We start from the raw sequence: 21,959 nt of genomic DNA on the forward strand, positions 1-21,959 counted from the left end.
CCCCGGGCAAACGGGGCTCTGCGGTCCTTACTTGGCGTTCTGGACGGTGGTGTAGCTGTTGATCAGGTTGCGATAGTCGGGAATGTGGTTGGCGAACAGCGTGCCTAGCCCCTCGATGTCGTTGCGCCAGTCGCGGTGCAATTCGCAGGCGACGCCGAACCAGGTCATCAGCTGGGCGCCGGCCGCTTCCATGCGGCGCCAGGCGGAATCGCGGGTAATCTCGTTGAAGGTGCCGGACGCGTCGGTGACGACGAAGACCTCGTAGCCTTCTTCAAGGGCCGAGAGGGTCGGGAAGGCGACGCAGACCTCGGTGACGATGCCGGCAACGATCAGCTGCTTCTTGCCGGTGGCTTTGACCGCCTTGACGAAGTCCTCGTTATCCCAGGCGTTGATCTGGCCGGGGCGGGCGATATACGGCGCATCCGGGAAAGTTTCCTTCAGTTCGGTCATTAGCGGGCCATTCGGGCCGTTCTCGAAGCTGGTGGTGAGGATGGTCGGCAGCTTGAAATACTTGGCCAGGTCGGCCAGCGCCAGCACGTTGTTGCGGAACTTGTCCGGGTCGATGTCGCGGACCAGGGAGGACAGGCCGGCCTGGTGATCGACGAGGAGGACGGCGGCGTTGTTCTTGTCGAGTTTGACGTAGGGCTTGCTCATGGTGATTCTCCTTCAGGGGGGGTTAACGCTGGGAATCCAGCACTTCGTTGTTCTTCACGACTTCCTGCGCCTTGCCGTAGCTTTCGATCAGCAACTGGTAGGCGGGGAAGATCTTGGTGTAGACCTCGGCCCATTCCAGCGCATCGGCGCGGTTCCAGGTCTGTTGCAGTTCCGAGGCGACGGCGGCGGTGTCCATCGGCACGACGCCGGCCTGGACGACGCGGGCCAGGGTGATTTCCTGCGCCATCTTGCTGTAGGTGCCGGAGGCATCGACGACGGCGAACACCTGGTAGCCGGCGTGCACCGCGCTGATCGACGGGAAGGCCATGCACACGCTGGTGATGGTGCCGGCGATGATCAGTTGCTTCTTGCCGGTGGCCTTGACGGCGGCGACGAAATCCGGGTTGTCCCAGGCGTTGATCTCGCCCTTGCGTGCCACGTACTGGGCATGCGGCGCATTGGCGTGGATTTCCGGGATCAGCGGGCCGTTCGGGCCTTGCGGCACCGAGGCGGTGGTGATCACCGGGATGCCGGCCAGCGTCGCCATCCGGGCGAGGGCGGCGGCGCGGGCACGCAGTTCGGGCATCGGCATGTCGCCGACCGTCTGGAACAGGCCGCTCTGGTGGTCAATCAGCAGCATCACGGCGTTGGACGGGTCGATGCTGGGCTTGGCGTTGGCGAAATTGGCGGGGGTGCTCATGGTGTCTCTCCTATCGTTGCGGTTGAGGTGCTGCGGGTTAGTGGCCGATCTGTCCGAACCGGCCGCTGTTGAAATCGTCGATCGCCTGGCGGATTTCCGCTTCGCTGTTCATCACGAACGGCCCGTAGCCGACCACCGGTTCGTTGAGCGGCTCGCCGTTGAGCAGCAAGACCGTGGCGTCTTCGAGAACCTCGAACTCCAGGCGGCTGCCGGCACGCTCCATGACGGCCAGTTCGGCGCTGCGGATGTTGTGCTTGCCGTCGACACGCAGGCTACCGCGCAGTACGAACAGCGCCGTGGTATGACCGTCCGGCAGGTCGAAGGCGACCCGGTGGCCGGCCTTCAGGCGCAAATCCCAGACGTTCATCGGCGTAAAGCTGCGCGCCGGGCCTTGGATGTCGCCGTGTTGGCCGGCGATGATGCGGACCGTACCGGCATTGCCCGGCAATGTGCTTTCCGGAATCTGACCGGCAGCAATGCCCTGGTAGCCGGGGGCGGCCATCTTGTCGCGGGCCGGCAGATTGACCCACAACTGGACCATCTCGAAGACGCCACCTTGCTCGGCGAAGGCCGGACTGTGAAACTCCTCGTGAATCAGGCCGGAAGCGGCGGTCATCCACTGCACGTCGCCGGGGCCGATGGTGCCGCCACCGCCTGACGAATCGCGATGCGATACACCGCCTTCATAGACGATGGTCACCGTCTCGAAGCCGCGATGCGGATGCTGGCCGACACCGAGTTTGCGGGTGGTCGAGGGGAAGTTGGCCGGGCCGGCGTAGTCCATGAGCAGGAAGGGCGACATTTCCTCGGCGATGTCGCTGTAGGAAAAAATGCTCTTGACCGGGAAGCCGTCGCCAACCCAGTGGCTACCGTTGCTGCGCTTGATGAATGCCAGTTTTTTCATGTCTGCTCTCCGTGAAGTTGAGTTGATGGATGTACTTTAGAGGGCAGACAATTCCCGCACTAGATGGTTAAATGTGAAATAACTTTTCAATTAAATGAATAATGGACCTGAACGAAACGGCCGTATTCGTCAAAGTCGTTGATGCCGGGAGTTTCAGTGCCGCCGCCCGCCTGCTCGGCTTGCCGACCTCCACGGTCAGCACTCGCGTTGCCCGGCTGGAGAGGCGTCTTGGCGTGACGTTGCTGCAACGCACGACGCGCCGCCTGAACTTGACCGATGCCGGCAGTTTGTATTACCAGCATGCGGCGACCGGTCTCGGGCACATGCTCGACGCCGAGGCCGCCGTGACCGAATCGACCGGCGAACCCAAGGGTTTGCTGCGGGTCACCGCACCGGCTGATATCGGCGACGACCTGCTGGCTGACATCGTCAGACAGATGCATCGGCGCTTCCCCCTGGTTGGGATCGACCTGCTGCTGGTCAGCCGTTATGTCGATCTGGTCGCCGAGGGGGTCGATATCGCCATCCGGACGGGGAGTCTGAAGGATTCCACGTTAATCGCGAAAAATGTCGGTTTGGCTCGCTGGGTGCCGTTCGCCAGCCCGGATTACCTGGCATCCATGTCGCTCCCGGATTCGCCGCAGGCCTTGCGCCATCACTGTTGTCTGCAATTCACGCCACTGGGCAAGGAGAGCTGGACCCTCAGCGGGGCGGGCGGCAGCCTGACGGTTCCACTGCCCGGAATGGTGATGATCAACGATGTCAGAATCATCCGGGCGATGACACTGGCCGGCGAGGGGGTGGCCCTGTTGCCGGAATACCTGTGCCGCGCCGAATGTGCAGCGGGGCGCCTGCAGCGCCTGTTGCCCGACTGGTACGCCAAGGTCGATCCGGTGCACCTCGTCTATCCCAGGCAGCGCTTCATGCCGCCTAAACTGCGGGCCTTCATTGACCTTGCCGGCGATGTCCTGGGGAGGTGGCTGGAGTAAGTTTCGCCGGGGTCGTTGCAGGCTGGGGGTGTCCGATCCGGTCACGCCTGCCGGTTTGCTTCGCAGAAAGGGGATGCGTCCTTGGCGGCTGGTTTGGCCTTGTCATCGGCGAAGAGGGGGGATTCATGGGGTGTCTTTCTGTTTACGCGGGGTTGGAGGAAGACAGGGGGCGATCAGGTGATCGGGAGTTGACAAAGTCATGTCGATATAACTAAGATCGTCGATATGAAATCCGACTACTCTCAAGCCATTCCTTCAGCCTGGCAGGCGATGTCCAAGATTTTCGTTGCGCTGGGCGACGAGCACCGGCAGCGCATCCTGCTGCTCTTCGATCCTGGCGAGCGGCTCAACGTCGGGCAGATTGCCGAGGTGTCGACGCTGGCCCGGTCGACGGTGTCGCACCACCTGAAGATCCTCCACGAATCCGGCGTGCTGGCTTCCGAGAAGATCGGCAAGGAAGTCTGGTTCTGGATCAATCGCGAGGCGCTGAGTGAAACCTTCGGCAATGTCCTCGACTACGTAAGGGATCACACCTGATGCTCCGCACTCTTTTGCGACCGCTGTTGCGCGGCCTCGCCCGCCTGCTGTTCCGCGTCGAAGTGACGGCGCAGCAGGCCGATTTCAATCATGCGCGCCTGCTGGTCGTCGCCAACCACCAGTCCTTCCTCGACGGCCTGCTGCTCGGTCTGTTCCTGCCCATCGATCCGGTGTTCGTCGTGCATAGCACGATTGCGCGCAGCTGGATGTTCCGCATCCTGCTCTCGCAGGTCGATTACCTGGCGGTGGATCCGAGCAGCCCGATGGCCATGAAGAAGGTTATCCGGCTGATCGAAACCGGCCGCCCGGTGGTCATCTTCCCGGAAGGGCGCATCACGCTGACCGGTTCGCTGATGAAGGTGTACGACGGTCCGGCCTTTGTCGCCGCCAAGACAGGAGCAACGGTCGTGCCGGTGCGCCTGCAAGGGGCCGAGCGTACGTATTTCTCGCGCCTGTCGGGCAAGCATCCGAAGCAGCTGTTTCCGCAAATCCGTTTGTCCATCCTGCAGGCGCGGCATTTTCCGATGCCGGAGGGGGCCACGGCCAAGCTGCGCCGGCGCAAGTCGGGCGAGGCCATGCGTCGCCTGATGCAGGACATGATCGTCGCCTCCCGCCCGCGGCAGACCCTGTATGCCGCGCTGTGCGACGCGCTGGACATCTACGGCCGCAGCCGCCGCCTGCTCGAGGACGTCAAGCAGATCGAGTATTCGTACAACGACCTGCTCAAGATGGCGCTGATGCTGGGTCGCCAGATCGAGCGCCTGTCGCAGTCCGGGGAACGGATCGGCCTGCTGCTGCCCAACCTGGTGCCGACCATCGGCCTGATCTTCGGCTTGAGCGCCCGCCGCCGTATTCCGGCCATGCTCAACTACACGGCCGGCGTCGAGGCCATGCAGGCCGCCTGCGATGCGGCCGAGGTGAAGACCCTCGTCACCTCGCGCGCCTTTGTCGAGCAGGCCAAGCTGGCCGACAAGCTGGCGGGGCTTGCCAATGTGCAGCTGGTCTATCTGGAGGATGTGCGCGAACGCATCGGCCTCGGCGACAAGCTATGGTTGATGCTGTGGGCGCTGCATTTCCCGCGCCGCTTCGAACTGCCGGCTGCGCCGGAGGATGCTGCGGTGGTGCTGTATCGGGAACGGCTCCGGCATGCCAGCACGAAAAAAGTGCTTCTCGAGAAACCCGAGGTAGAAGCGCTGCTTGCCCTTATTCGGGCACCTGGCGGCTCGCTAGGGGTGGCAGCTCTGCCAGCTCCGGGGTCCGAACTTGATGCTCTTTGAAACCGTTGCATGGTTGAGTAGTTGCATAACTTGTTGTAATCTACGTGTGCGCGGGGTGTTTGAGCGAATAGTTGCTTTTTTGGGGGGTAGGCTACCGGAACTGGCCTACGACCGAGGCTGCACCATCCTGTTCGGCACCTCGACCTTCCTCGCCAACTACGGCAAGTTCGCCAATCCGTACGATTTCTACCGCCTGCGCTACGTCGTGGCCGGTGCCGAAAAGCTGTCGGAAGCCGTGCGCAGCCAGTGGTTCGAGAAATTCGGCCAGCGCATCTTCGAAGGCTACGGGGCGACCGAAACAGCACCGGTGCTGGCGGTGAATACCCCGATGGCCTACAAGACGGGGACCGTCGGCAACCTGCTGCCGGGCATCGAGTACAAACTGCTGCCGGTGCCGGGCATTGCCAATGGCGGCATCCTGCATGTGCGCGGTCCGAACGTGATGGCCGGCTACCTCAAGGCCGACCGGCCCGGCGTACTGCAGCCGCCGGCATCGGATGCGGGCGAGGGTTGGTACGAGACGGGCGATGTGGTCGAGGTGGACGAGGACGGTTTCGTGAAAATCATCGGCCGGGTCAAGCGTTTCGCCAAGATCGCCGGCGAAATGGTCAGCCTGGAAGTGGTCGAAAAGCTGGCCACCGCGACCTCGCCGGCTTTGCCCCACGCCGCCTCCAGCCAGCCCGACCCGGCCAAGGGCGAGGCGCTGGTGCTGTTCACCACCGACGGCGGCCTGACGCGCGAACTGCTCGCCGCCAAGGCGCGCGAAATCGGCGTGCCGGAACTGGCCGTGCCGCGCAAGATCCACAAGGTCGACTCGTTGCCACTGCTGGGCACCGGCAAGGTCGATTACGTGACCTTGAAGCGCTTGGCCGAGGCTGTGTGATGAATATGCGGCTACTGTTGTTGGCAAAAACGGCAGTGTTGGCCTTTGGAGTCATGCTGAGTGTGGCTTGCAGCACAGGGGGAGCGGTTTCAGAGGAGATCAGCATTCGGAACCCCGCGTTTTCAGCAGACAGTAATACTCTGTTGTTCGACTACTGCAAAGGTTCGGAATGTGATCTGGTTGCCTACTCGATTGAAGGTAAGCAGTTCTACCGGCTAGTTCCAGCGGAGCATGAATTATTGTTCGCCGGCGCGAGTGCGGGAGGAGCCCCGAATTTGCTCGCAGGAGTGTTGCGTTTCCGAAAAAGTGATTTCACGTCGTATCCGCAGATAGTCCTGATCGATCTGAATTCCAATACCTATCGCCGGCTGACCGATGATCCGAGTCACAAGTATGGTCCAAGCCTTTCATTCGATAACAAAAGCGTGGCATACATTCAGTCGCATCGACAGCGTACCTGGTTCAGTGGCAGTCCGCGTGCGACCGGCTGGGATGTTCACGTTCTCGATACACGCTCGGGCGTAGATACAAGAGCAACAAATTACTGTTTCTACGCCCTAAGCAAGCCATTTATCGCGCCAGATAATGGAGATCTTATTTTTTCCGGTGAAGGTGCGATGTGTAACTATCCGGAGACAGCTACGACGGCTTCCGAGCTGAACTACAAGGCGTATCGTGAGCAGTTTGGTGAAGACAATATCATTCGTTTCGGCTCTGGGCGCCCACACCTTGAACCATGGCTAACAACTCGTTGGAAACATGCCTCTGGGCCAAGTATCGCCCGAAACGGCGATGTCTTGTTTTATTCAAGAACCAATGAGTTGGACGGTATCCAGAAGGGTTATTACAACTACGACCTGTTCCTGAAACGAGGGGAGCAGCTTACGCGATTGACTTGGTTGAAGTCTTTCCTTGGTGGTTCTGCGCTGGCACCTGACAGCCGATACGCCGCTTATATCAGCGATCCACAGAGAGATCGTCAAACTTCGCTATGGCTGCTCAATATTGAGACAGGCGAAACACAACAGGTATCGCTCGTGCCGCTGATGGTTGAGTTCGATAGGTTGTCTGTGCGCATGGTTGGTGAGGCTCAGTAAATGGACTCGCTCAATATCAAAAGCTCCCGCCGCCGTTTCCTTTCTCTGCTCGCTGGCGGTGCCGCCTTGTCGGCGGCAGGTTGGGCGTCGGCCGGCTCGCTGCTGGTCAACAAGTGCCGCGTCGCCATTCCGGCCAGCCTGATCGATAGCCCGTGGTTGCGGCAGGCGTGGGCCGGCATCGAGCCGGCGCAGGTGTGGGATTGTCACGTGCATCTCGCCGGCCTGGGCGACGGCGGCAGCGGCATCGTCGTCGGGCCGCAATTGTCGAGCTGGCTGCACCCGCTGCATTACGCCCAGCGCCTGTTCTACATGAATGCCGGTTGCGCCCACGATGCACCGGGCAAGGTCGATCAGGCCTATGTCGCCCGCCTGCTCAACCTGTGCGATGCGATGCCGGAGGGCTTCAAGGTCATGCTCTTCGCCTTCGAGCGTTTCCACGACGGGCAGGGCGACGCGCACCCCGAGCACTCGGCCTTCTACGTGCCGAATGCCTGGGCGGCCAAGCTGGCCCGCGATTTCCCGGCACGCTTCGAGTGGGTCGCCTCGCTGCACCCCTACCGGGCCGGGGCGGCCGACGAACTGCGCCTGGCCGTCGCCAACGGCGCGCGCGCCGTCAAATGGCTGCCGGCGGCAATGGGCATGGACCCTGCCGATGCCAAGTGCGACGCCTTCTACCGTGTGCTGGCCGAAACCGGCACGCCGCTGATTGTCCATTGCGGCGAGGAGAAGGCGGTCAAGGGCAGCGATACGCAGGCTTTCGGCAACCCGCTGCGCCTGCGCCGGGCACTCGATGCCGGGGTGAAGGTGGTGGTCGCGCATTGCGCTTCCTTGGGTGACGACCTGGATGATGCCGGCAAGGTTCGCAGCAGCTTCGATCTCTTTCTCAAGTTGATGGCCGAGTCGCGCGCCAAGGGACTGCTGCATGGCGACATTTCGGCCATCACCCAGCGCAACCGCAAGCCGGCGCTGATCCGTACCCTGCTTGAGCGCACTGACTTGCACGACCGTCTGGCGCACGGTTCCGACTACCCGCTGCCCGGCGTCGTGCCGCTGACCTCCCCGGGAGCGCTGGCGAGGGCAGGCCTGCTGCCCAAGGACGCGGTCAAGGATCTCGACATCCTGCGCCAGCACAATCCGCTGCTATTCGATTTTGCGCTGAAACGCCTGCTCAACTGGCAGGGCCATTCCTTTTCGCCGGCGGTCTTCCACACCCGTCGCCTTTTTGCTGTGAGCCACGCATGAGCGGACAATTCGGACTCCTCAAACAGAAACGCTTCGCGCCTTTTTTCGCCACGCAATTCCTCGGCGCCTTCAACGACAACCTGTTCAAGAATGCGCTGGTCGTACTGCTCATCTTCCAGGCGGCGCACTGGACGACGCTGAAGCCGGAACTGCTGGCCAACCTGGCGGCCGGCATCTTCATCCTGCCTTTTTTCCTGTTTTCGGCCACCGCCGGGCAACTGGCCGACAAGTACGACAAGGCGATGCTGGCCCGTCTGGTCAAGGTTCTGGAAATGGCCATCATGGGCATCGCGGCGGCCGGTTTCTTCCTGACCAGCCTGCCCGTGCTGATGGTCGCACTGTTCCTGCTCGGGTGCCATTCGACGCTGTTCGGGCCGGTCAAATACGCGATCCTGCCGCAGCACCTGCATGAGGGCGAACTGGTCGGCGGCAATGCGCTGATCGAGGCCGGCACCTTCGTGGCGATCCTGATCGGCACGCTGGCCGGTGGCTTGCTCGCCGGCTCGGTGGCGCATCCGGCCTGGATTGCATTTGGCGGTTTTGTCGTGGCCCTGGCCGGTTACCTGACCAGCCGGGGCATTCCCGTTGCGCCGGCACCGGTGCCGACGCTCAGGGTCAATCTCAACCCGCTGACGGAAACCTGGCGCAACATCGCCTTTGCCCGCGAGAATCGAACGGTCTTCCTGTCCATCCTCGGCATCTCGTGGTTCTGGCTGTACGGTGCGATGTTCCTCGCCCAGTTTCCGGCCTATGCCAGGTTCGTGCTCGGCGGCGGCGAGTCGTCGGTGACCTTGCTGCTCGCTACCTTCACGGTCGGTATCGGCGTTGGTTCCATGCTCTGCGAACGCATGTCCGGCAAGCATGTCGAGATCGGCCTGGTGCCTTTCGGTTCCATCGGCCTGACGCTGTTCGGGCTGGATCTCTACTTCGCCTCGCCGGTCGGCCTGGTTGGCACGACGCCGCACGAACTGATGGCGCTGCTCGGCATTCCCGATGTCTGGCGCGTGCTCTTCGACCTGATGATGCTCGGCGTCTTCGGCGGCTTCTTCATCGTGCCGCTCTATGCGCTGGTCCAGCTGCGCAGTTCGCCGGAATACCGGGCGCGCATCATCGCCGCCAACAACATCCTCAACGCACTGTTCATGGTCGTCGGCGCGCTGGGGGCGGCAACCCTGCTCGGCGAGGGCCTGTCGATGCCAGCCTTGTTCGGACTCGCCGCGCTGCTCAACGCGGTGGTGGCGATCTACATCTACGGGCTGGTGCCGGAATTCCTGCTGCGCTTCATTGCCTGGCTGCTGGTCAATGCAGTCTATCGCCTGCGCACTACCGGGTTGGAGAACATCCCGCAGGAAGGCGCTGCGGTACTGGTCGCCAACCATGTCAGTTTTGCCGATGCGGTGGTGATTATGGGGGCTTCGCCGCGTCCGATCCGTTTCGTGATGGATCATCGCATCTTCAAGACGCCGCTGCTCGGCTTCGTCTTCCGTCATTGCGGCGCCATTCCCATCGCGTCGTCCAAGGAAGACCCGGCGCTGATGGAAGCAGCCTTTGCCGAAGCAGGCAGAGCGTTGGCCAACGGCGATCTGGTGGGGATCTTTCCGGAAGGCAGCATCACGCGCGATGGCGAACTACAGACCTTCCGGCCCGGGGTCAGCCGCATCCTCGAAAGCAATCCGGTACCGGTGGTGCCGATGGCACTGTCGGGCCTGTGGGGGAGCTTCTTCTCGCGCGTCGATGGCGTGGCGATGAAAAGGCCGTTCCGTCGTGGTGTCTTTTCGGATATTGCATTGCATGTCGGTGCGCCTGTGCCTCCGCATGAGGCCACCCCGGAATCGCTGCATGCTAAAGTCATTGCCTTGCGTGGCGATTGCCTGTGAGGTGACGCGATGAACATCCATGCGCTCGAAGCAATAAAGCCGGTTCTGGAGGGGGTGCTGATCGTCGGTGCCATCGGCTTCTCCGCACTGCGTCGCAATGGCCGCAAGGGGGAGCGTGAGCTGGCGGCGCCCAGCGCCACCCGCTTCTGGCTGAGCCTGCTCGGCGCGCTAATCTGTGGCGGTATTGCTGTCTGGTCGGCTGTTTATATCCGAGATCATCACGGCGACTACGCGAATTACCTGTTCCTGTTCGGTGCGTTGTTTGGCAGCCTGTTCGGGGCTGGATTGCTGCTGCGGGCGTTGATCGAGGGGCTGCGCGTGGTCTTTTCCGGCCGTCGATACTAGGTGCTGCTGATGAGCGTCATCTCACAAGAACACGCTGCGCTGGTGCATGGTCTTTTCGAAATGCTGGCGCTGACTATCGGGGCGGCCTACTACCGCCTGCTCCGTCAACAAGGGGGCGGCGGGAGCATCCTGCACGGCGAGGGCTTCGTTGTTGCCGTCGGCTGCGTCTTCGGCGCCGCCATCGGCAACAAGGCGGTGTTCTGGATCGAAATGCCGCACCTGTTCGTGCAGCACTGGAATACGCCGATGCTGCTGCTGGGTGGGCAGTCGATGGTCGGCGGCCTGCTTGGCGGCCTGATCGGTGTCGAAGTCGCCAAGAAGCTCAACGGTATCCGGCATTCGACCGGCGATGCCTTCGTCTTCCCCGTGCTGCTCGGCCTGATGATCGGGCGGGTCGGCTGCTTCCTGGCCGGGCTGGAGGATGGAACATTCGGCAATCCGAGCAGCCTGCCGTGGGCCATCGATTTCGGCGACGGCGTGCCGCGCCATCCGACGCAACTCTACGAAATCCTGTTCGCCGGACTGCTGTGGTGGGCGTTGGCGGGAATGCGCCAACGCTTGGCCGTTCGATCCGGTCTGCTGTTCAAGCTGATGTTGGTCGCCTATCTCGCCTGGCGGCTGCTGGTCGATGGCATCAAGCCCGTCCCTTACGCCTACCCGTTCGGCTTGTCGGGTATCCAGTGGGTATGCCTGATCGGTCTGGCGGTCTATCTGCCGCTTGTCTGGCGGCAGTGGCCGAGGGCGTCGGGCGTGGCGGTGGAAAGGGAGGCGGGATGAACGGCTTCATCAACCTGGTTGGCAAGGGGCTGGCCCTGATCGTCGGCCTGCTGGCGATCACCGGCGGTGGAGGTTGTGTTTCGACCTATGGCTGGAGCGAGGTCTCGCTCATCGGCGGGCTGGTGATGGCGTTTGGGGCGGCGATCATCTGGCTGACCTTCAAGCCGGCCCAAAAACTTGATGTGGACAGCGACAGGAGCGCATGACGGTGATAACGATACTGAAAGTACTTTTCCGGATTTTCCTGATTGCAGCGGGCCTCCTTGCCATTGGCTCCGGCGGTCTGTGCGTGATGATCGGCGCCGGCGTCAAGGATGGGCTGTGGATCGTGCTGCTCGGCCTGCTTGCCCTGGCTGGCGGCGGTCTGACCGTCTGGTGGGTGTTCCGCAACTGGCATAAATCGGCAGCCCGGACTGCATCGACCAACGAGGAGCAATCGCCATGAGCCGCAAGAATCGCCCCTGGCTCTTTTACGACACCACGGCCTCGGTATGTACCACCTGCCTGCGCCAGGTCGAAGCCAAGGTGGTCATCAAGGGCAATGATGTCTTCCTGGACAAGTGGTGCCCGGCGCACGGCAGCGAGCGCGTGCTGATCGCCGACGACGCCGAGTATTACCGCCTGTGCCGCGAGGTCTACGTCAAGCATCCGGAAATGCCCGAGCGCTTCAATACCGAGATGCGCTACGGCTGCCCCTACGATTGCGGGCTGTGTCCGGACCACATGCAGCATTCCTGCCTGTCGGTGGTCGAGATCACCGAACACTGCAACCTGCGCTGCCCAGTGTGCTATGCGGAATCGGGGCCGGAGCGGCAACAGCATCGTTCGTTGGCCGAGGTCGAGGCAATGCTCGATACCGTCGTCGCCAACGAGGGGGAGCCTGACGTGGTGCAGATTTCCGGCGGCGAACCGACGCTGCATCCGGATTTTTTCGCCATTCTCGATGCGGCCAAGTCGCGGCCGATCCGCCACCTGATGATCAACACCAACGGCCTGCGCATCGCCCGCGAGCCGGAGTTCGTCGAACGACTGGCCGGCTACAAACCGGGCGTCGAGATCTACCTGCAATTCGATTCGCTGCGCGACGAGGTGTTGCAGCAGTTGCGCGGCGCCGACCTGGCCGATATCCACGATCGCGCCCTTGCCAACCTGGAGGCGCACGGCATCTCGACCACGCTGGTCATGACCGTCAAGCGCGGCGTCAATGACGACCAGATCGGCGAAGTCATCCAGCACGGCCTGCGCTACCGCTGCGTACGCGGCGTGACGCTGCAGCCGGTTTCGGATGCCGGACGCAACCTCGATTTCGAGCCACAACGCCATCGCCTGACGGTCAGCGAGGTGCGCCGCCGCATCGCCGAACAGTCCGGGTTGTTCGCGCTCGACGATATCGTCCCCGTGCCCTGCAACCCGGACACCCTGGCCATGGGCTATGCCCTCAAGCTGGGTGGCGAGGCTCTGCCGCTGACCCGCCACCTCGGCCCCGAAGCCCTGCTTGCCGGCCCGCGCAATACCATCGTCTTCGAGCGCGATCCGGCGATGAAGGAGGCCGTTTTCAAGCTCTTCTCGACCAACCATTCGCCCGAGTCGCAAGCCAACTGCCTGTCGGCGCTGCTCTGCTGCCTGCCGGCCATCTCGGCACCGGAACTCTCCTACGAAAACGTCTTCCGCGTGCTGATCGTGCAATTCATGGACGCCGCCAACCTCGATCTGCGGGCACTGAAGAAGTCCTGTGTGCACTTCGCGCAGCCGGACGGGCGGATGATTCCGTTCGAGGCCTTCAACTTGTTTTATCGGGGAGATCGGATGACGACAACCCGCGAAATACAGGCCGAAATCGCCGACCATACTGCGCGACGGCGCAAGGTCATTCCGGTGATCCCTGATGTGTGACGTGCCGCGTCACAGCGGAACCCGGACGATCCTCTAAAATGGCAGCCTTTTAACGGCCACGCGGACTACCTTGTCGATTCCCTATCGCGGGCGATTCGCCCCTTCGCCAACCGGCCCCCTGCATTTCGGGTCGCTGGTCGCCGCGCTTGGCAGTTGTCTCGATGCCCGCACACAGGGCGGCGAATGGCTGGTGCGCATGGAGGATGTCGACACGCCGCGCAATGTACCGGGGGCCGCCGACGATATTCTGCGTACGCTGGAAGCCTTCGGTTTTGAATGGGATGGCGCGGTGGCCTACCAAAGCCGCCGTCATGCGGTCTATGGCGAGGCGCTCGCCAGCCTGAGAGAGGCGGGCAAGGTCTATGGCTGTGCCTGTTCGCGCCGGGAGATTGCCGATTCGGCGTTGCTTCCGGCCATCGATGGCGGCATGCTTTATTCCGGGACTTGCCGCGCCGGCCTGGCGGCGGGGCGACTGGCCCGGGCATGGCGGTTGCGCGTCGATGCCTCGGAGCTGGTTTTCGACGACCGCTTGCAAGGGCGCATCGCGCAGGTGCTGGAGCGCGATGTCGGCGATTTCGTGCTGCTGCGGGCCGACGGCCTGTTTGCCTACCAGCTGGCGGTGGTGGTCGACGATGCCTGGCAGGGGATTACCGATGTCGTGCGCGGTGCCGATCTGCTGGCGTCGACCCCGCGCCAGATCTGGCTGCAGCGATGCCTTGGCTATTCCACCCCAAGCTATGCCCATCTGCCGGTGGCGGCCAATCCGGCCGGGGAAAAGCTATCCAAGCAGACGAAGGCGGTGCCGTTGAAGGTGGCGGATGCGCCTGGCGAACTGCTTGCCGCGCTGCGTTTTCTCGGCCAGCCGGCGCCGACCGAACTGGCGGCGGCCGCTGTGCGTGACGTCTGGGCGTGGGCGCTGGAGAACTGGTCGTTTGCTGCCGTGCCGCGTCAGCGCAGCATCGTCATTCCCTGACGTCCTTCGCTTCCCAGTGTCGCTGGGCATAGCCGGCCAGGCCGACGGTTGCCCGGACGAGGGCATAGGCCAGCCAGCGGCTGAGGCGGATGTGCCAGGGCTGGCGGGAGATATCTTCCGGTGCCACTTCGTGCGCGCCTTCCGCCATGGCGGCCTGCAGGCTGTCCCGCATCTCCCCGGCAAAATGGCGGTCGCGCACGGCGAGATTGGCTTCCTTGGCGAGCAGCAGGCTGAAGGGATCGATGTTGGATGAGCCGACCGTTGCCCATTCGCCATCCACGACCGCCACCTTGGCGTGCATGAAGCTTTTTTCGTATTCGAAGATGCGGATGCCGGCCCGCATCGCTTCGGCGTAGAGCGTCTGCGTGGCGTAACGCATTAGAGGATGGTCGCTCTTGCCCTGGAGCAGCACGGTGATGCGCACGCCGCGCCGGGCGGCGGCGTACAGCGCGCGGCCGAAACGCACACCGGGCAGAAAGTAGGCGTTGGCGATCAGGATTTCATGCCGGGCACTGTCGATGGCGTCGATATAAGCGTACAGGATGTCGTTGCGATGCCGGATATTGTCCCGAATCAGGAAGGCGGCCGACTGCGTGCCGGCGATCGTGCAGCAAGGGCTGGCTACCGGTGCGAGGCGGAAGCGGCGCTTGAAGTTCGCCCAGGTGACGATCTCCCACATCCGGCGCACGGCATAGTGTATCTGGCCGAGGGTCGGGCCTTCGATGCGCACGGCGTAGTCGTAGCGCGGGCGCATCGATTCGGGGGCGTTGTTGTCGTCGATGATGTTGATGCCACCGACGAAGGCGATCCGCGCGTCGATCACGGCCAGCTTGCGATGCAGGCGGCGCAGGCGGTGACGCTTGAAGTGGAAGCGACCGATTTCCGGCCGATAGAACAAGGCTCGCACACCGGCCGACGTCAGCATGGGCATGAAGTCCGTCGCAAAATTGCGGGCGCCGAAGCCGTCCACGATGACATTGACCTGGACGCCGCGCTCGGCGGCCTGGCACAGGGCGCTGGCCACTTCGTGGCCGATTTCGTCGTTGGCGAAGATGTAGCTTTCGAGGTAGATCTCGACTTGTGCCTCCGCAAACGCCGCGAGCAGGGCAGGAAAGTAGTCGGCCCCCGAGTTGAGCAGGGTCAGCCGGTTGCCGGGCAGGAAGTCAGCGACCATGCCTCGACAGGTGTGCGGAGAGGGCGGCGTGGTCGGAGATATTCGACCACGGCAGGCCGTGGTGCACCTCGGTGCGCTGGACATCGAAGCCGCGGATGTAGATGCGGTCGAGCCGGAACATCGGCATTGCGGCCGGGAAACTGCGTGCCGGGCGGCCGTTGGGGCCGCTGAACACCTCGTGCAAGCCGAGCCGCCGGGCCAGGTGTTCGCCGGCACGGTTACCCCAGTCGTTGAAGTCGCCGGCGATGATCAAGGGCGCATTCGGGTCGGCCGTCTCGTCTAGGTAATCGGCCAAGGCTGCCATTTGCCGGCGGCGGGAATAGCCGAACAGCGACAGGTGCACGCACACGCAATGGGCGGCCGGCCCCTGGGGGAGCTTGATCTGGCAATGCAACAGGCCGCGCTTTTCGAACTGCAGGTGGGTGACGTCCTGGTTATGGCTGTGCAGGATGGGAAAGCGGGAAAGGATGGCGTTCCCGTGATGGCCGTGGTCGTAGATCATGTTGCGACCGTAGGCGCAGTCCGCCCAGACTTCTTCGGCGAGAAACTCGTGCTGCGGCGAATCAGGCCAGTTGTCGTGGTTCTCGGCATGGCCGAGGTGCAGGCCCTGCACCTCCTGCAAAAAAACGATATCCGAGTTCAGGTGGCGCAGCCGGTCGCGCAGTTCATGCACCATCATCCGCCGGTTGAACTGCGAAAAGCCCTTGTGGATGTTGAAGGTGGTGATGTGGAGGCTGCTCATTCGGGTTCTGGCCTGGGCGGCATCGGAAACCCTAGAGTACCAAGCGTTGCGGATTATTGCAGCATGAATGTTTCGTATTCGAGGCGATTCAGCTGGCGGGAAAGCAGGAACAGCCCGGTCATCAGCGTGGTGAGCACGGACAGTGCGAATCCGTAGCCGTAGAAGGCCGGACCCCAGGCCAGCGAGAGGGCGGTCAGCGCGATATTCAGGAGCACGAACTCGGCGCACAGGAGCAGCACGATGCGCCGCTGGTCGAGATAGAAGAAGACGTTGAGCACCGCCATCAGCCCGACCTGGAGGCCGGCTCCGATGACCTGAACATAAAGCAGCGGCAGGTAGAGTTCGCTGATCTCCAGCGCGCGGAGCAGGGCCGGGCCGGCGACGACGGTGAGCAGCACGGCCAGGGTCTGGATCTTGGCGATCTCGCCCAGGCCCTGCTGGATGGAGTAGACCATTTCGTCGCGCATGCCGGCGATCAGTTCGAGCGAGCCGCCGCTGCGTACCGCGTTGTAGAAGCGTTCGTAGTATTCGACGAAGTCGGTTTCGATGCGGATCAGGAACACGGCCATGCCCGGGATGATCGACAGGTAGGACAGGAAGACCGGCAGGTCGTAGATGACCGAGGCGTTGAGGTGGCCGATCACCGGGTCGGAGGTGTCGGGGAAATACCAGAACATCAGCTTGTCCACCCAGACGCCGAGGTTGTAGAGCAGGCCGATCAGCATCAGGCTCGGATAGCACAGCTCGCGGCGGGCGAAATCGAAGCGCAGCACCTCGCGGTCGGCCTGGAAGTCGCGGATGGTCAGCAGCCACATGCCGCCGACCAGGATCAGGTGCCCGAAGACGAAGCCGGCGAGCAGGCCTTCCAGGCCGTAGGGGCGCAAGGCCAGCGCGCTGCCGACGATGACCGCGTAAGCCAGTGCGAAGAGCAGCACGATGGCCCGGTAGCGCTTCATGCCCGAGAGAAACACGGTCATCACCCAGGTCGCGCACAGCATGACGAAGCCGGCCAGCATCAACAGACGGTAGAGCAGGCTGAGGCCGGGGAAAACGACGAACAGGCAGAATGTGCCGATGCTCGCTGCCGCCGCGACTACCAGCAGCATCAGGCCGTTCAGGTTGGCCATGATCAGGTCGCTGCGTTTCTCGAACAGGCGGTCCGACACGAAGCGGGTGAAGGCCAATTGAACCAGTCCGGTGAGAACCAGGCTGCTGGCCACCAGGTAGGTCACCGAGGTCTGGAATTGCGTGATGGTGAACGAGGGCGTGGCGATGCTGGCGCTGATCAGACCGATGGCGAGAATGCCGAGGATGGAAAAGACCCACGGGCCGGAGCTGATGATGCCGGCGTAGGCGTAGGCCTCGACCAGGCCGAGCAGGGTGTTCTTGCGCAGCAGGCGGCGCAGTTCGAAGCCGATGCCGGCCATGTCAGCAGGCCTCCGTCGGCCGGGCCGGCAGTGCGCCGCGATAGATGTCGCGGTAATGCCCGAACATCAGGTCGTCGGTGTAATAGCGCTCGACGCGGGCGATGCCGGCCTGGCTGGCGGCGTGCCAGCGCGGCTCGTCGCGGAGCAGCGCGATGGCGGCGTCGGCCAGCGCCTGCGGGTCGGCGATGTTAACCACGGCGCCGGCCTGACCCAGCGCGCGATCGTCCGGGTTGAGGCCTTCGATCAATTGCCGGCACGAGCCGACATCGGTGGAAACGCACGGCACTCCGGCGGCAAAGCCTTCCAGGATGACCAGCGGCAAGGCTTCACTGATCGACGAGAGGATGGTCAGGCCGATCTGCGGCATCAGGTTGTCGATTTTCTGGAAGCCCATGAAGCGGACGTGCTCCTCCAACCCCAGGCTGCCGACCAGGTTGCGGCACTCCTCGGCGTAGGCCGGGTCCTCGTCCTCCGGCCCGGCGATCCAGCCGACTGCTTCGGGCAGCAGGTTGACCACGCGGCGCATGGCGCGGATGAAGGTCTTGATGTCCTTGATCGGGACGACCCGGCCGATCAGGCACAGCACGGGCGGCACGCCGCTTGGGCGGCGGTCGCGCAGCGGGGCCAGGCGCTTGAGGTCGATCCCGTTCGGCACATTGCGGGTGCGCTCGGGCTGTGCGCCGTCGGCGATCTGGCGCAGGCGGTTCTGCTCGTAGAGGGCGACGATGGGGTCGGCTGCGTCGTAGCAGAAACGCCCCAGCCACTCGAAAAAGTGGATCCACATCTGGCGGAAATAGGAGAGTTCCGTCGGGTCGCGCTGGAAGACGTTGCGGTTGTCGCGGATCCACTCGCTCTTGAACAGCTCGATCTTCCGCTCCTTGGTGTAGATGCCGTGTTCGGAGAGGATCAGCGGGATGTCGCGGGACTGGCGCAGCAAGGCGCCGAGGAAGCCGGCATAGCCGGTGGAGATGGTGTGCAGCGCCTTGACCTCGATCAGCCCCTCGGCAATGCGGGCCAGCTTCCACAGCGGCGAATGCATGATGCGCACCGTCCAGAAGAAGTCGACAAAGGAGGGGTCGGTGCAGAAGCGCTGGTAGCGCTCGCAGATCAGCTCCCAGGCCCGTTCGCTGTGCAGGAAATCCTCCAAGGTCAGCTTGCCGCCGGGCATCATGTCGCGGGCCAGTGCGCGGAATTCGCGCATGGCGGCGCCGCTGTCGGCGCCGGGCGCGAACATCGCGTGCATCTCGGCGACCCGGGCGAAGGTCGCCTCGTCGCCCGGGCGGGCGCGCGGCGACTCCCTGGCATGCAGGTCGTCGTAAAGGAAATGCTCCTCGAAATGGACGACGTTGGCCGGCAATTCGTAGCGGAAACCCTGGTAGTCGGCGCGGCGGCTGCCCAGGAAGACCAGTGCAAAACGGTACTCGGGGTAGGCCCGGATGATCTGGTTGACCCAGCTCGACACGCCGCCGCTGACATAGGGAAAGGTCCCTTCGAGCAACAGGGCGATATCGGCGGAAGCGGCTGTCGGATGGCTCACTTGGCGCTCCAGAAGGCGATGACGGGTTGCAGGCGGGGCAGCGAATCCCAGGCTTCGAGTTCGTTCATCAGGCGGCGGGCATCGGCGTAATTGCCCTGGTTGAAACGCAACTCGGCGAGATAGGGCAGGACGCGGGTGGACGGCAGGCCCAAGGCCAGCGCCTTGTAGTAGGCGGTAGTCGCCGGCTCGGCTTCGCCCCGGGCGCTGAGCAACTGGCCATGGCGCAGGTTGAGCGCCGCATCATCCGGCGTGCAGGCAAGCACGATCTCGCAGTAGTGCCGGGAGCGTTCGAGAGCATGGCTGCGCAGGTCGCCCAAGGCCAGTTCCTGATAGACCAGCTCCCAATACAGGTCCGAGAGGCGGCGGGCGGCGGTTTGCGCGCTCGGCGACGCAGCCTCGGCGGCATTGAACTTCTTCAGCTCCTCGTCGATGGCCTGGTTGATCCGCTTTTCCTTGTTGTCGAGCATGCCGTAGGCGAGCAGGCGAATGTCTTCGCTTGGGTCGGTGAGCACCTCGCGCAACAGGGGGGAGGCGACCCGGCCGGGCACGTATTGCAGGGAAACCAGGGCGCCCAGCCGGGACGACGTCGGGGCACGGCTGTTGCCGAGGAAGGCGCGCAGGCCCGATTGGCGGAAAGCGCTGGTCGGATGCTGGTGCGGGTCGAATTCCGGAAGCTGCAGCGATTCGAATTCCGCCGGCTGCTGTCGATGGCGATAGGCGCGCAGCAGCAGTACGCCGAACAGCAGCCCGACAAAGCCGAAAATCGGTACGGCGTAGCTGCCGGAGGCCATCAGCGCCAGCGTCGGCAGGCGCGGCTTGGCCGAAGGCAGGAAGGTGATGGCGAAGGTCGCGGCGAGGAGGCTGGCGAGGCCATGAGCGACGAGATAGGCGAGCAGCGCGGCATCCGGCGGCCAGCTGCTCTGGGTGACGATGCCCCAGGCGCCGAGTTCGCTGGCAATGGCGAGGAAGCCGAGCTTGAAATCAGGCATGGACGATGTCGACGATGCGTTGAACGACCGCCGGGGGCTCCTGGTCAAGAACCAGCACGTGGCCGAAGACGCCCAGCCCGGCCAGCGTCTTGCCGCTGCGCTGGTGGGCCCATAGTTCGAGTCGCTTCAAGTAGCCTTCGGCGGCGGCAGGATTGGAGATCGGCATCAGTGTGACCAGAAAGTCGCGCGTGTCGCCAGAGATCAGCCAGCAGGCATCCAGCCCCCGCTTTTGCCGCTGGATCTGCGGCGCGATGTCGGGCGTGCCGGGCTGCCGGCGGATTTCCAGCACGACCAGCGAACTGACGACCTGGCTGATGTCGCGGATGTGCCAGAGGCGCTGCATTTCGAACGCAAAATCCGGCGGGCAGTCGGGGAAGCGCTCGCGGATGGGGGCGGCAAGGGACTGGACGGAGAGGCTGTCGGCGTAATAGCCGAGCAGCAGGTTGATGGTTTGCAGCGTTTCGTCCTGCAGCGCGAAGAAAGGCATCCGTTCGACGACCAGCAGGCCGAAGCGCTCGCCGTTGAGGTTGGTGAGCGGCGCGGCGACGAGGTAGCGGCTGGGGTTGGCATCCTCGGCCAGCGACTGGCTGATGTGGCACAGCCGCCCGGTTTCCAGCGTCCGCCGGATCAGCGGGTCGTTGCCGTCGAGCGGCGATGTGTTGCCGAGGGTGGCGAGCGGCTCGGCGACGAGCCGCTCGCCGTCGGCCCGGTGCAGGCTGGCGGTTTCCAGCTGGCAATACTGGGCCAGCAGGCGCAGCAGGGCGGTGGCGCAGGAGCGGTCGGACTCGTGCCGGTCGCCGACGACCATGGCGCGCATCTGGGTCAGCGCATCGCGCATGGCCATGGGGCGGGTGAACAACTCCTGCTCCAGGCGGTCGTGCGACAGGCGCAACAGGTAGTACTGGTGCGTCAGGAATTCGAGGCGTTGGTCGAGGTAGCGTTGGACGCCCTCGGCGCGGCGTGTGCGGGCGACCCACAGGCTGGCGAATTCGCCGATGACCATGACCAGGATCAGGCCGCCGAGAAACGCCTGCTTGGGAAAATGTTCCAGCGGGTCGGCCGCCAGCAGCAGCCAGAACAGTAACAACATGCAGGCCCCACCGATGCCAGGCAGCGGGCCGTAGCGCAGGGCGAGGACGACCGGCGCCAGCCACGCCCAGGGGAAATGGCCGTGTATCCACAAGGGGTCTTCGGGGTTCAGCCAGAAGCCAAGGCTGACTGCGATGATCGGCAGGAACAGGACTTCCCCGGCGACGGCCCACGGATTGACGGTGGGGGTGGTCAGCCGGCCGAGCGCGCTCCACTGCGGCTCGGCCACCTCGACCTGCAGGTCGCGGAGCTGCTGCGTCGAAGGGGCGGAGTTGCCGAACGGAACTTGCACTGACATCGCCGTTCTCAGCGTGCGGCGGACAGGCCGCTATTGAGCAGGCTGCGGATCAGTTGCTGAGCGACGGCCGACAGCGCTTCGCGGCTCCAGCCGCTCTTGCCGCCGGTGGCGCTCCACAGCATGTCGCCACTGGCGACGTCGATGATCTGCAAGGTGATGCCGGCGGCCGGCTCACCGTCGACGCCGACCTTGTAGCGCCATTCGTCCACCGTTCCAGCCAGCGCGTAGCGGGCGCCCTGCTGGCGCGCCCAGGCCAGTGCCTCTTCTTGCTGCTTGCGGTCGCCGCTGTCAAACAGGGCTTCCTGTTGCAGGCTGCTCGGGTACTGCTTAATCCGGGCGATGCCGTTGCCGTGCAGGATGGCGCTGGCGATAGCCTCGGCGCGCTGCCCGGCGAGCGGTGTTTCGGTGTGGTTGGCGAAGGGCAGGAGCACCCACTGGGCCTGCTTGTCCAGTGGCGGCGGCTGGCTGCGGTCCAGCGTGCTGCAGGCGCCGAGCACGAGGGCCGCCGCAGCGAGAAGCAGGGAGCGAAGGATGTGGGAGACGTGGGTCATGATG

General features: G+C 63.8%; 23 protein-coding genes. 13 read left to right on the forward strand and 10 right to left on the reverse strand.

Features of this window, described 5'->3' with window-relative positions; genetic code table 11:
- Positions 1-27: 27 nt before the first annotated feature.
- From ycaC to F1002_RS14455, 3 genes are read right to left on the reverse strand one after another with little or no spacing between them, the layout of a single operon-like run.
- Complete coding sequence (ycaC, locus tag F1002_RS14445; RefSeq protein ID WP_150429753.1) at positions 28-654, reverse strand: isochorismate family cysteine hydrolase YcaC; 627 nt, start codon at positions 652-654, stop codon at positions 28-30.
- Positions 655-676: 22 nt separating this feature from the next.
- Positions 677-1,354 carry an isochorismatase family protein gene (locus tag F1002_RS14450; RefSeq protein ID WP_150429754.1) on the reverse strand — a complete coding sequence of 226 codons (678 nt, stop codon included), beginning with the start codon at positions 1,352-1,354 and terminating at the stop codon, positions 677-679.
- A 37-nt stretch (positions 1,355-1,391) separates the two neighbouring features.
- Entirely contained in the window at positions 1,392-2,258 is an 867-nt protein-coding gene (locus tag F1002_RS14455; RefSeq protein WP_150429755.1) for a pirin family protein, read from the reverse strand.
- Positions 2,259-2,359: 101 nt separating this feature from the next.
- On the opposite strand from F1002_RS14455, the gene F1002_RS14460 reads away from it, so the two are divergent.
- The 13 genes from F1002_RS14460 (at position 2,360) to gluQRS (ending at position 14,148) form a co-directional block, all read left to right on the forward strand.
- Complete coding sequence (locus tag F1002_RS14460; RefSeq protein WP_150429756.1) at positions 2,360-3,247, forward strand: LysR family transcriptional regulator; 888 nt, start codon at positions 2,360-2,362, stop codon at positions 3,245-3,247.
- A gap of 225 nt (positions 3,248-3,472) precedes the next feature.
- The gene (locus tag F1002_RS14465) at positions 3,473-3,784 is read left to right on the forward strand and encodes a helix-turn-helix transcriptional regulator (protein ID WP_191090414.1); all 312 of its coding nucleotides are present in this window, start codon (positions 3,473-3,475) and stop codon (positions 3,782-3,784) included.
- Positions 3,784-5,061: a 1-acyl-sn-glycerol-3-phosphate acyltransferase gene (locus F1002_RS14470; protein WP_223879616.1), complete on the forward strand. Its 1,278-nt coding sequence runs from the start codon at positions 3,784-3,786 to the stop codon at positions 5,059-5,061. Before F1002_RS14465 ends, F1002_RS14470 begins: the two co-directional genes overlap by 1 nt.
- A gap of 79 nt (positions 5,062-5,140) precedes the next feature.
- Complete coding sequence (locus F1002_RS14475) at positions 5,141-5,944, forward strand: AMP-binding protein (RefSeq protein WP_255584489.1); 804 nt, start codon at positions 5,141-5,143, stop codon at positions 5,942-5,944.
- Positions 5,944-7,041 carry a hypothetical protein gene (locus F1002_RS14480; protein WP_150429758.1) on the forward strand — a complete coding sequence of 366 codons (1,098 nt, stop codon included), beginning with the start codon at positions 5,944-5,946 and terminating at the stop codon, positions 7,039-7,041. The genes F1002_RS14475 and F1002_RS14480 overlap by 1 nt, the downstream gene beginning before the upstream one ends.
- Positions 7,042-8,283, forward strand: a complete 1,242-nt coding sequence (locus F1002_RS14485) for an amidohydrolase family protein (protein WP_150429759.1) — start codon at positions 7,042-7,044, stop codon at positions 8,281-8,283. It abuts the gene before it with no gap.
- Positions 8,280-10,160, forward strand: a complete 1,881-nt coding sequence (locus F1002_RS14490) for an MFS transporter (RefSeq protein WP_150429760.1) — start codon at positions 8,280-8,282, stop codon at positions 10,158-10,160. The genes F1002_RS14485 and F1002_RS14490 overlap by 4 nt, the downstream gene beginning before the upstream one ends.
- 9 nt (positions 10,161-10,169) lie before the next feature.
- Positions 10,170-10,505 (forward strand): hypothetical protein, encoded by a 336-nt coding sequence (locus tag F1002_RS14495; protein ID WP_150429761.1) that lies wholly within the window; start codon positions 10,170-10,172, stop codon positions 10,503-10,505.
- 9 nt (positions 10,506-10,514) lie between these two features.
- Positions 10,515-11,282, forward strand: coding sequence for a prolipoprotein diacylglyceryl transferase (locus F1002_RS14500; protein ID WP_150429762.1), 768 nt, complete (start codon positions 10,515-10,517; stop codon positions 11,280-11,282).
- The gene (locus F1002_RS14505) at positions 11,279-11,488 is read left to right on the forward strand and encodes a hypothetical protein (RefSeq protein WP_150429763.1); all 210 of its coding nucleotides are present in this window, start codon (positions 11,279-11,281) and stop codon (positions 11,486-11,488) included. The genes F1002_RS14500 and F1002_RS14505 overlap by 4 nt, the downstream gene beginning before the upstream one ends.
- Positions 11,489-11,490: 2 nt before the next feature.
- The gene (locus F1002_RS14510) at positions 11,491-11,727 is read left to right on the forward strand and encodes a hypothetical protein (protein WP_150429764.1); all 237 of its coding nucleotides are present in this window, start codon (positions 11,491-11,493) and stop codon (positions 11,725-11,727) included.
- Positions 11,724-13,175: a radical SAM protein gene (locus F1002_RS14515; protein ID WP_150429765.1), complete on the forward strand. Its 1,452-nt coding sequence runs from the start codon at positions 11,724-11,726 to the stop codon at positions 13,173-13,175. The genes F1002_RS14510 and F1002_RS14515 overlap by 4 nt, the downstream gene beginning before the upstream one ends.
- Positions 13,176-13,245: 70 nt before the next feature.
- Complete coding sequence (gene gluQRS, locus F1002_RS14520; RefSeq protein WP_150429766.1) at positions 13,246-14,148, forward strand: tRNA glutamyl-Q(34) synthetase GluQRS; 903 nt, start codon at positions 13,246-13,248, stop codon at positions 14,146-14,148.
- On the opposite strand, the gene clsB is transcribed toward gluQRS, so the two are convergent.
- Genes clsB through F1002_RS14555 form a run of 7 tightly spaced genes read right to left on the reverse strand, consistent with a single transcriptional unit; the run spans position 14,138 to position 21,955 of the window.
- Positions 14,138-15,322 (reverse strand): cardiolipin synthase ClsB, encoded by a 1,185-nt coding sequence (gene clsB / locus F1002_RS14525; RefSeq protein WP_150429767.1) that lies wholly within the window; start codon positions 15,320-15,322, stop codon positions 14,138-14,140. The two genes, gluQRS and clsB, sit on opposite strands and share 11 nt — an antisense overlap.
- Entirely contained in the window at positions 15,312-16,064 is a 753-nt protein-coding gene (locus tag F1002_RS14530; RefSeq protein WP_150429768.1) for an endonuclease/exonuclease/phosphatase family protein, read from the reverse strand. Before F1002_RS14530 ends, clsB begins: the two co-directional genes overlap by 11 nt.
- A gap of 53 nt (positions 16,065-16,117) precedes the next feature.
- Complete coding sequence (gene pelG / locus F1002_RS14535) at positions 16,118-17,491, reverse strand: exopolysaccharide Pel transporter PelG (RefSeq protein ID WP_150429769.1); 1,374 nt, start codon at positions 17,489-17,491, stop codon at positions 16,118-16,120.
- A 1-nt stretch (position 17,492) separates the two neighbouring features.
- Positions 17,493-19,028, reverse strand: a complete 1,536-nt coding sequence (gene pelF / locus F1002_RS14540) for a GT4 family glycosyltransferase PelF (RefSeq protein ID WP_150429770.1) — start codon at positions 19,026-19,028, stop codon at positions 17,493-17,495.
- Positions 19,025-20,017, reverse strand: a complete 993-nt coding sequence (locus F1002_RS14545; protein WP_150429771.1) for a lipopolysaccharide assembly protein LapB — start codon at positions 20,015-20,017, stop codon at positions 19,025-19,027. Before F1002_RS14545 ends, pelF begins: the two co-directional genes overlap by 4 nt.
- On the reverse strand, positions 20,010-21,404 hold the full coding sequence (locus F1002_RS14550) for a PelD GGDEF domain-containing protein (RefSeq protein WP_150429772.1): 1,395 nt from the start codon (positions 21,402-21,404) through the stop codon (positions 20,010-20,012). The genes F1002_RS14545 and F1002_RS14550 overlap by 8 nt, the downstream gene beginning before the upstream one ends.
- An 8-nt stretch (positions 21,405-21,412) precedes the next feature.
- Positions 21,413-21,955: a penicillin-binding protein activator LpoB gene (locus tag F1002_RS14555; protein ID WP_150429773.1), complete on the reverse strand. Its 543-nt coding sequence runs from the start codon at positions 21,953-21,955 to the stop codon at positions 21,413-21,415.
- Between the last annotated feature and the right edge of the window lie 4 nt (positions 21,956-21,959).

The sequence above is a fragment of the Dechloromonas sp. CZR5 genome (genome assembly GCF_008711155.1).
GTDB lineage: Bacteria > Pseudomonadota > Gammaproteobacteria > Burkholderiales > Rhodocyclaceae > Azonexus.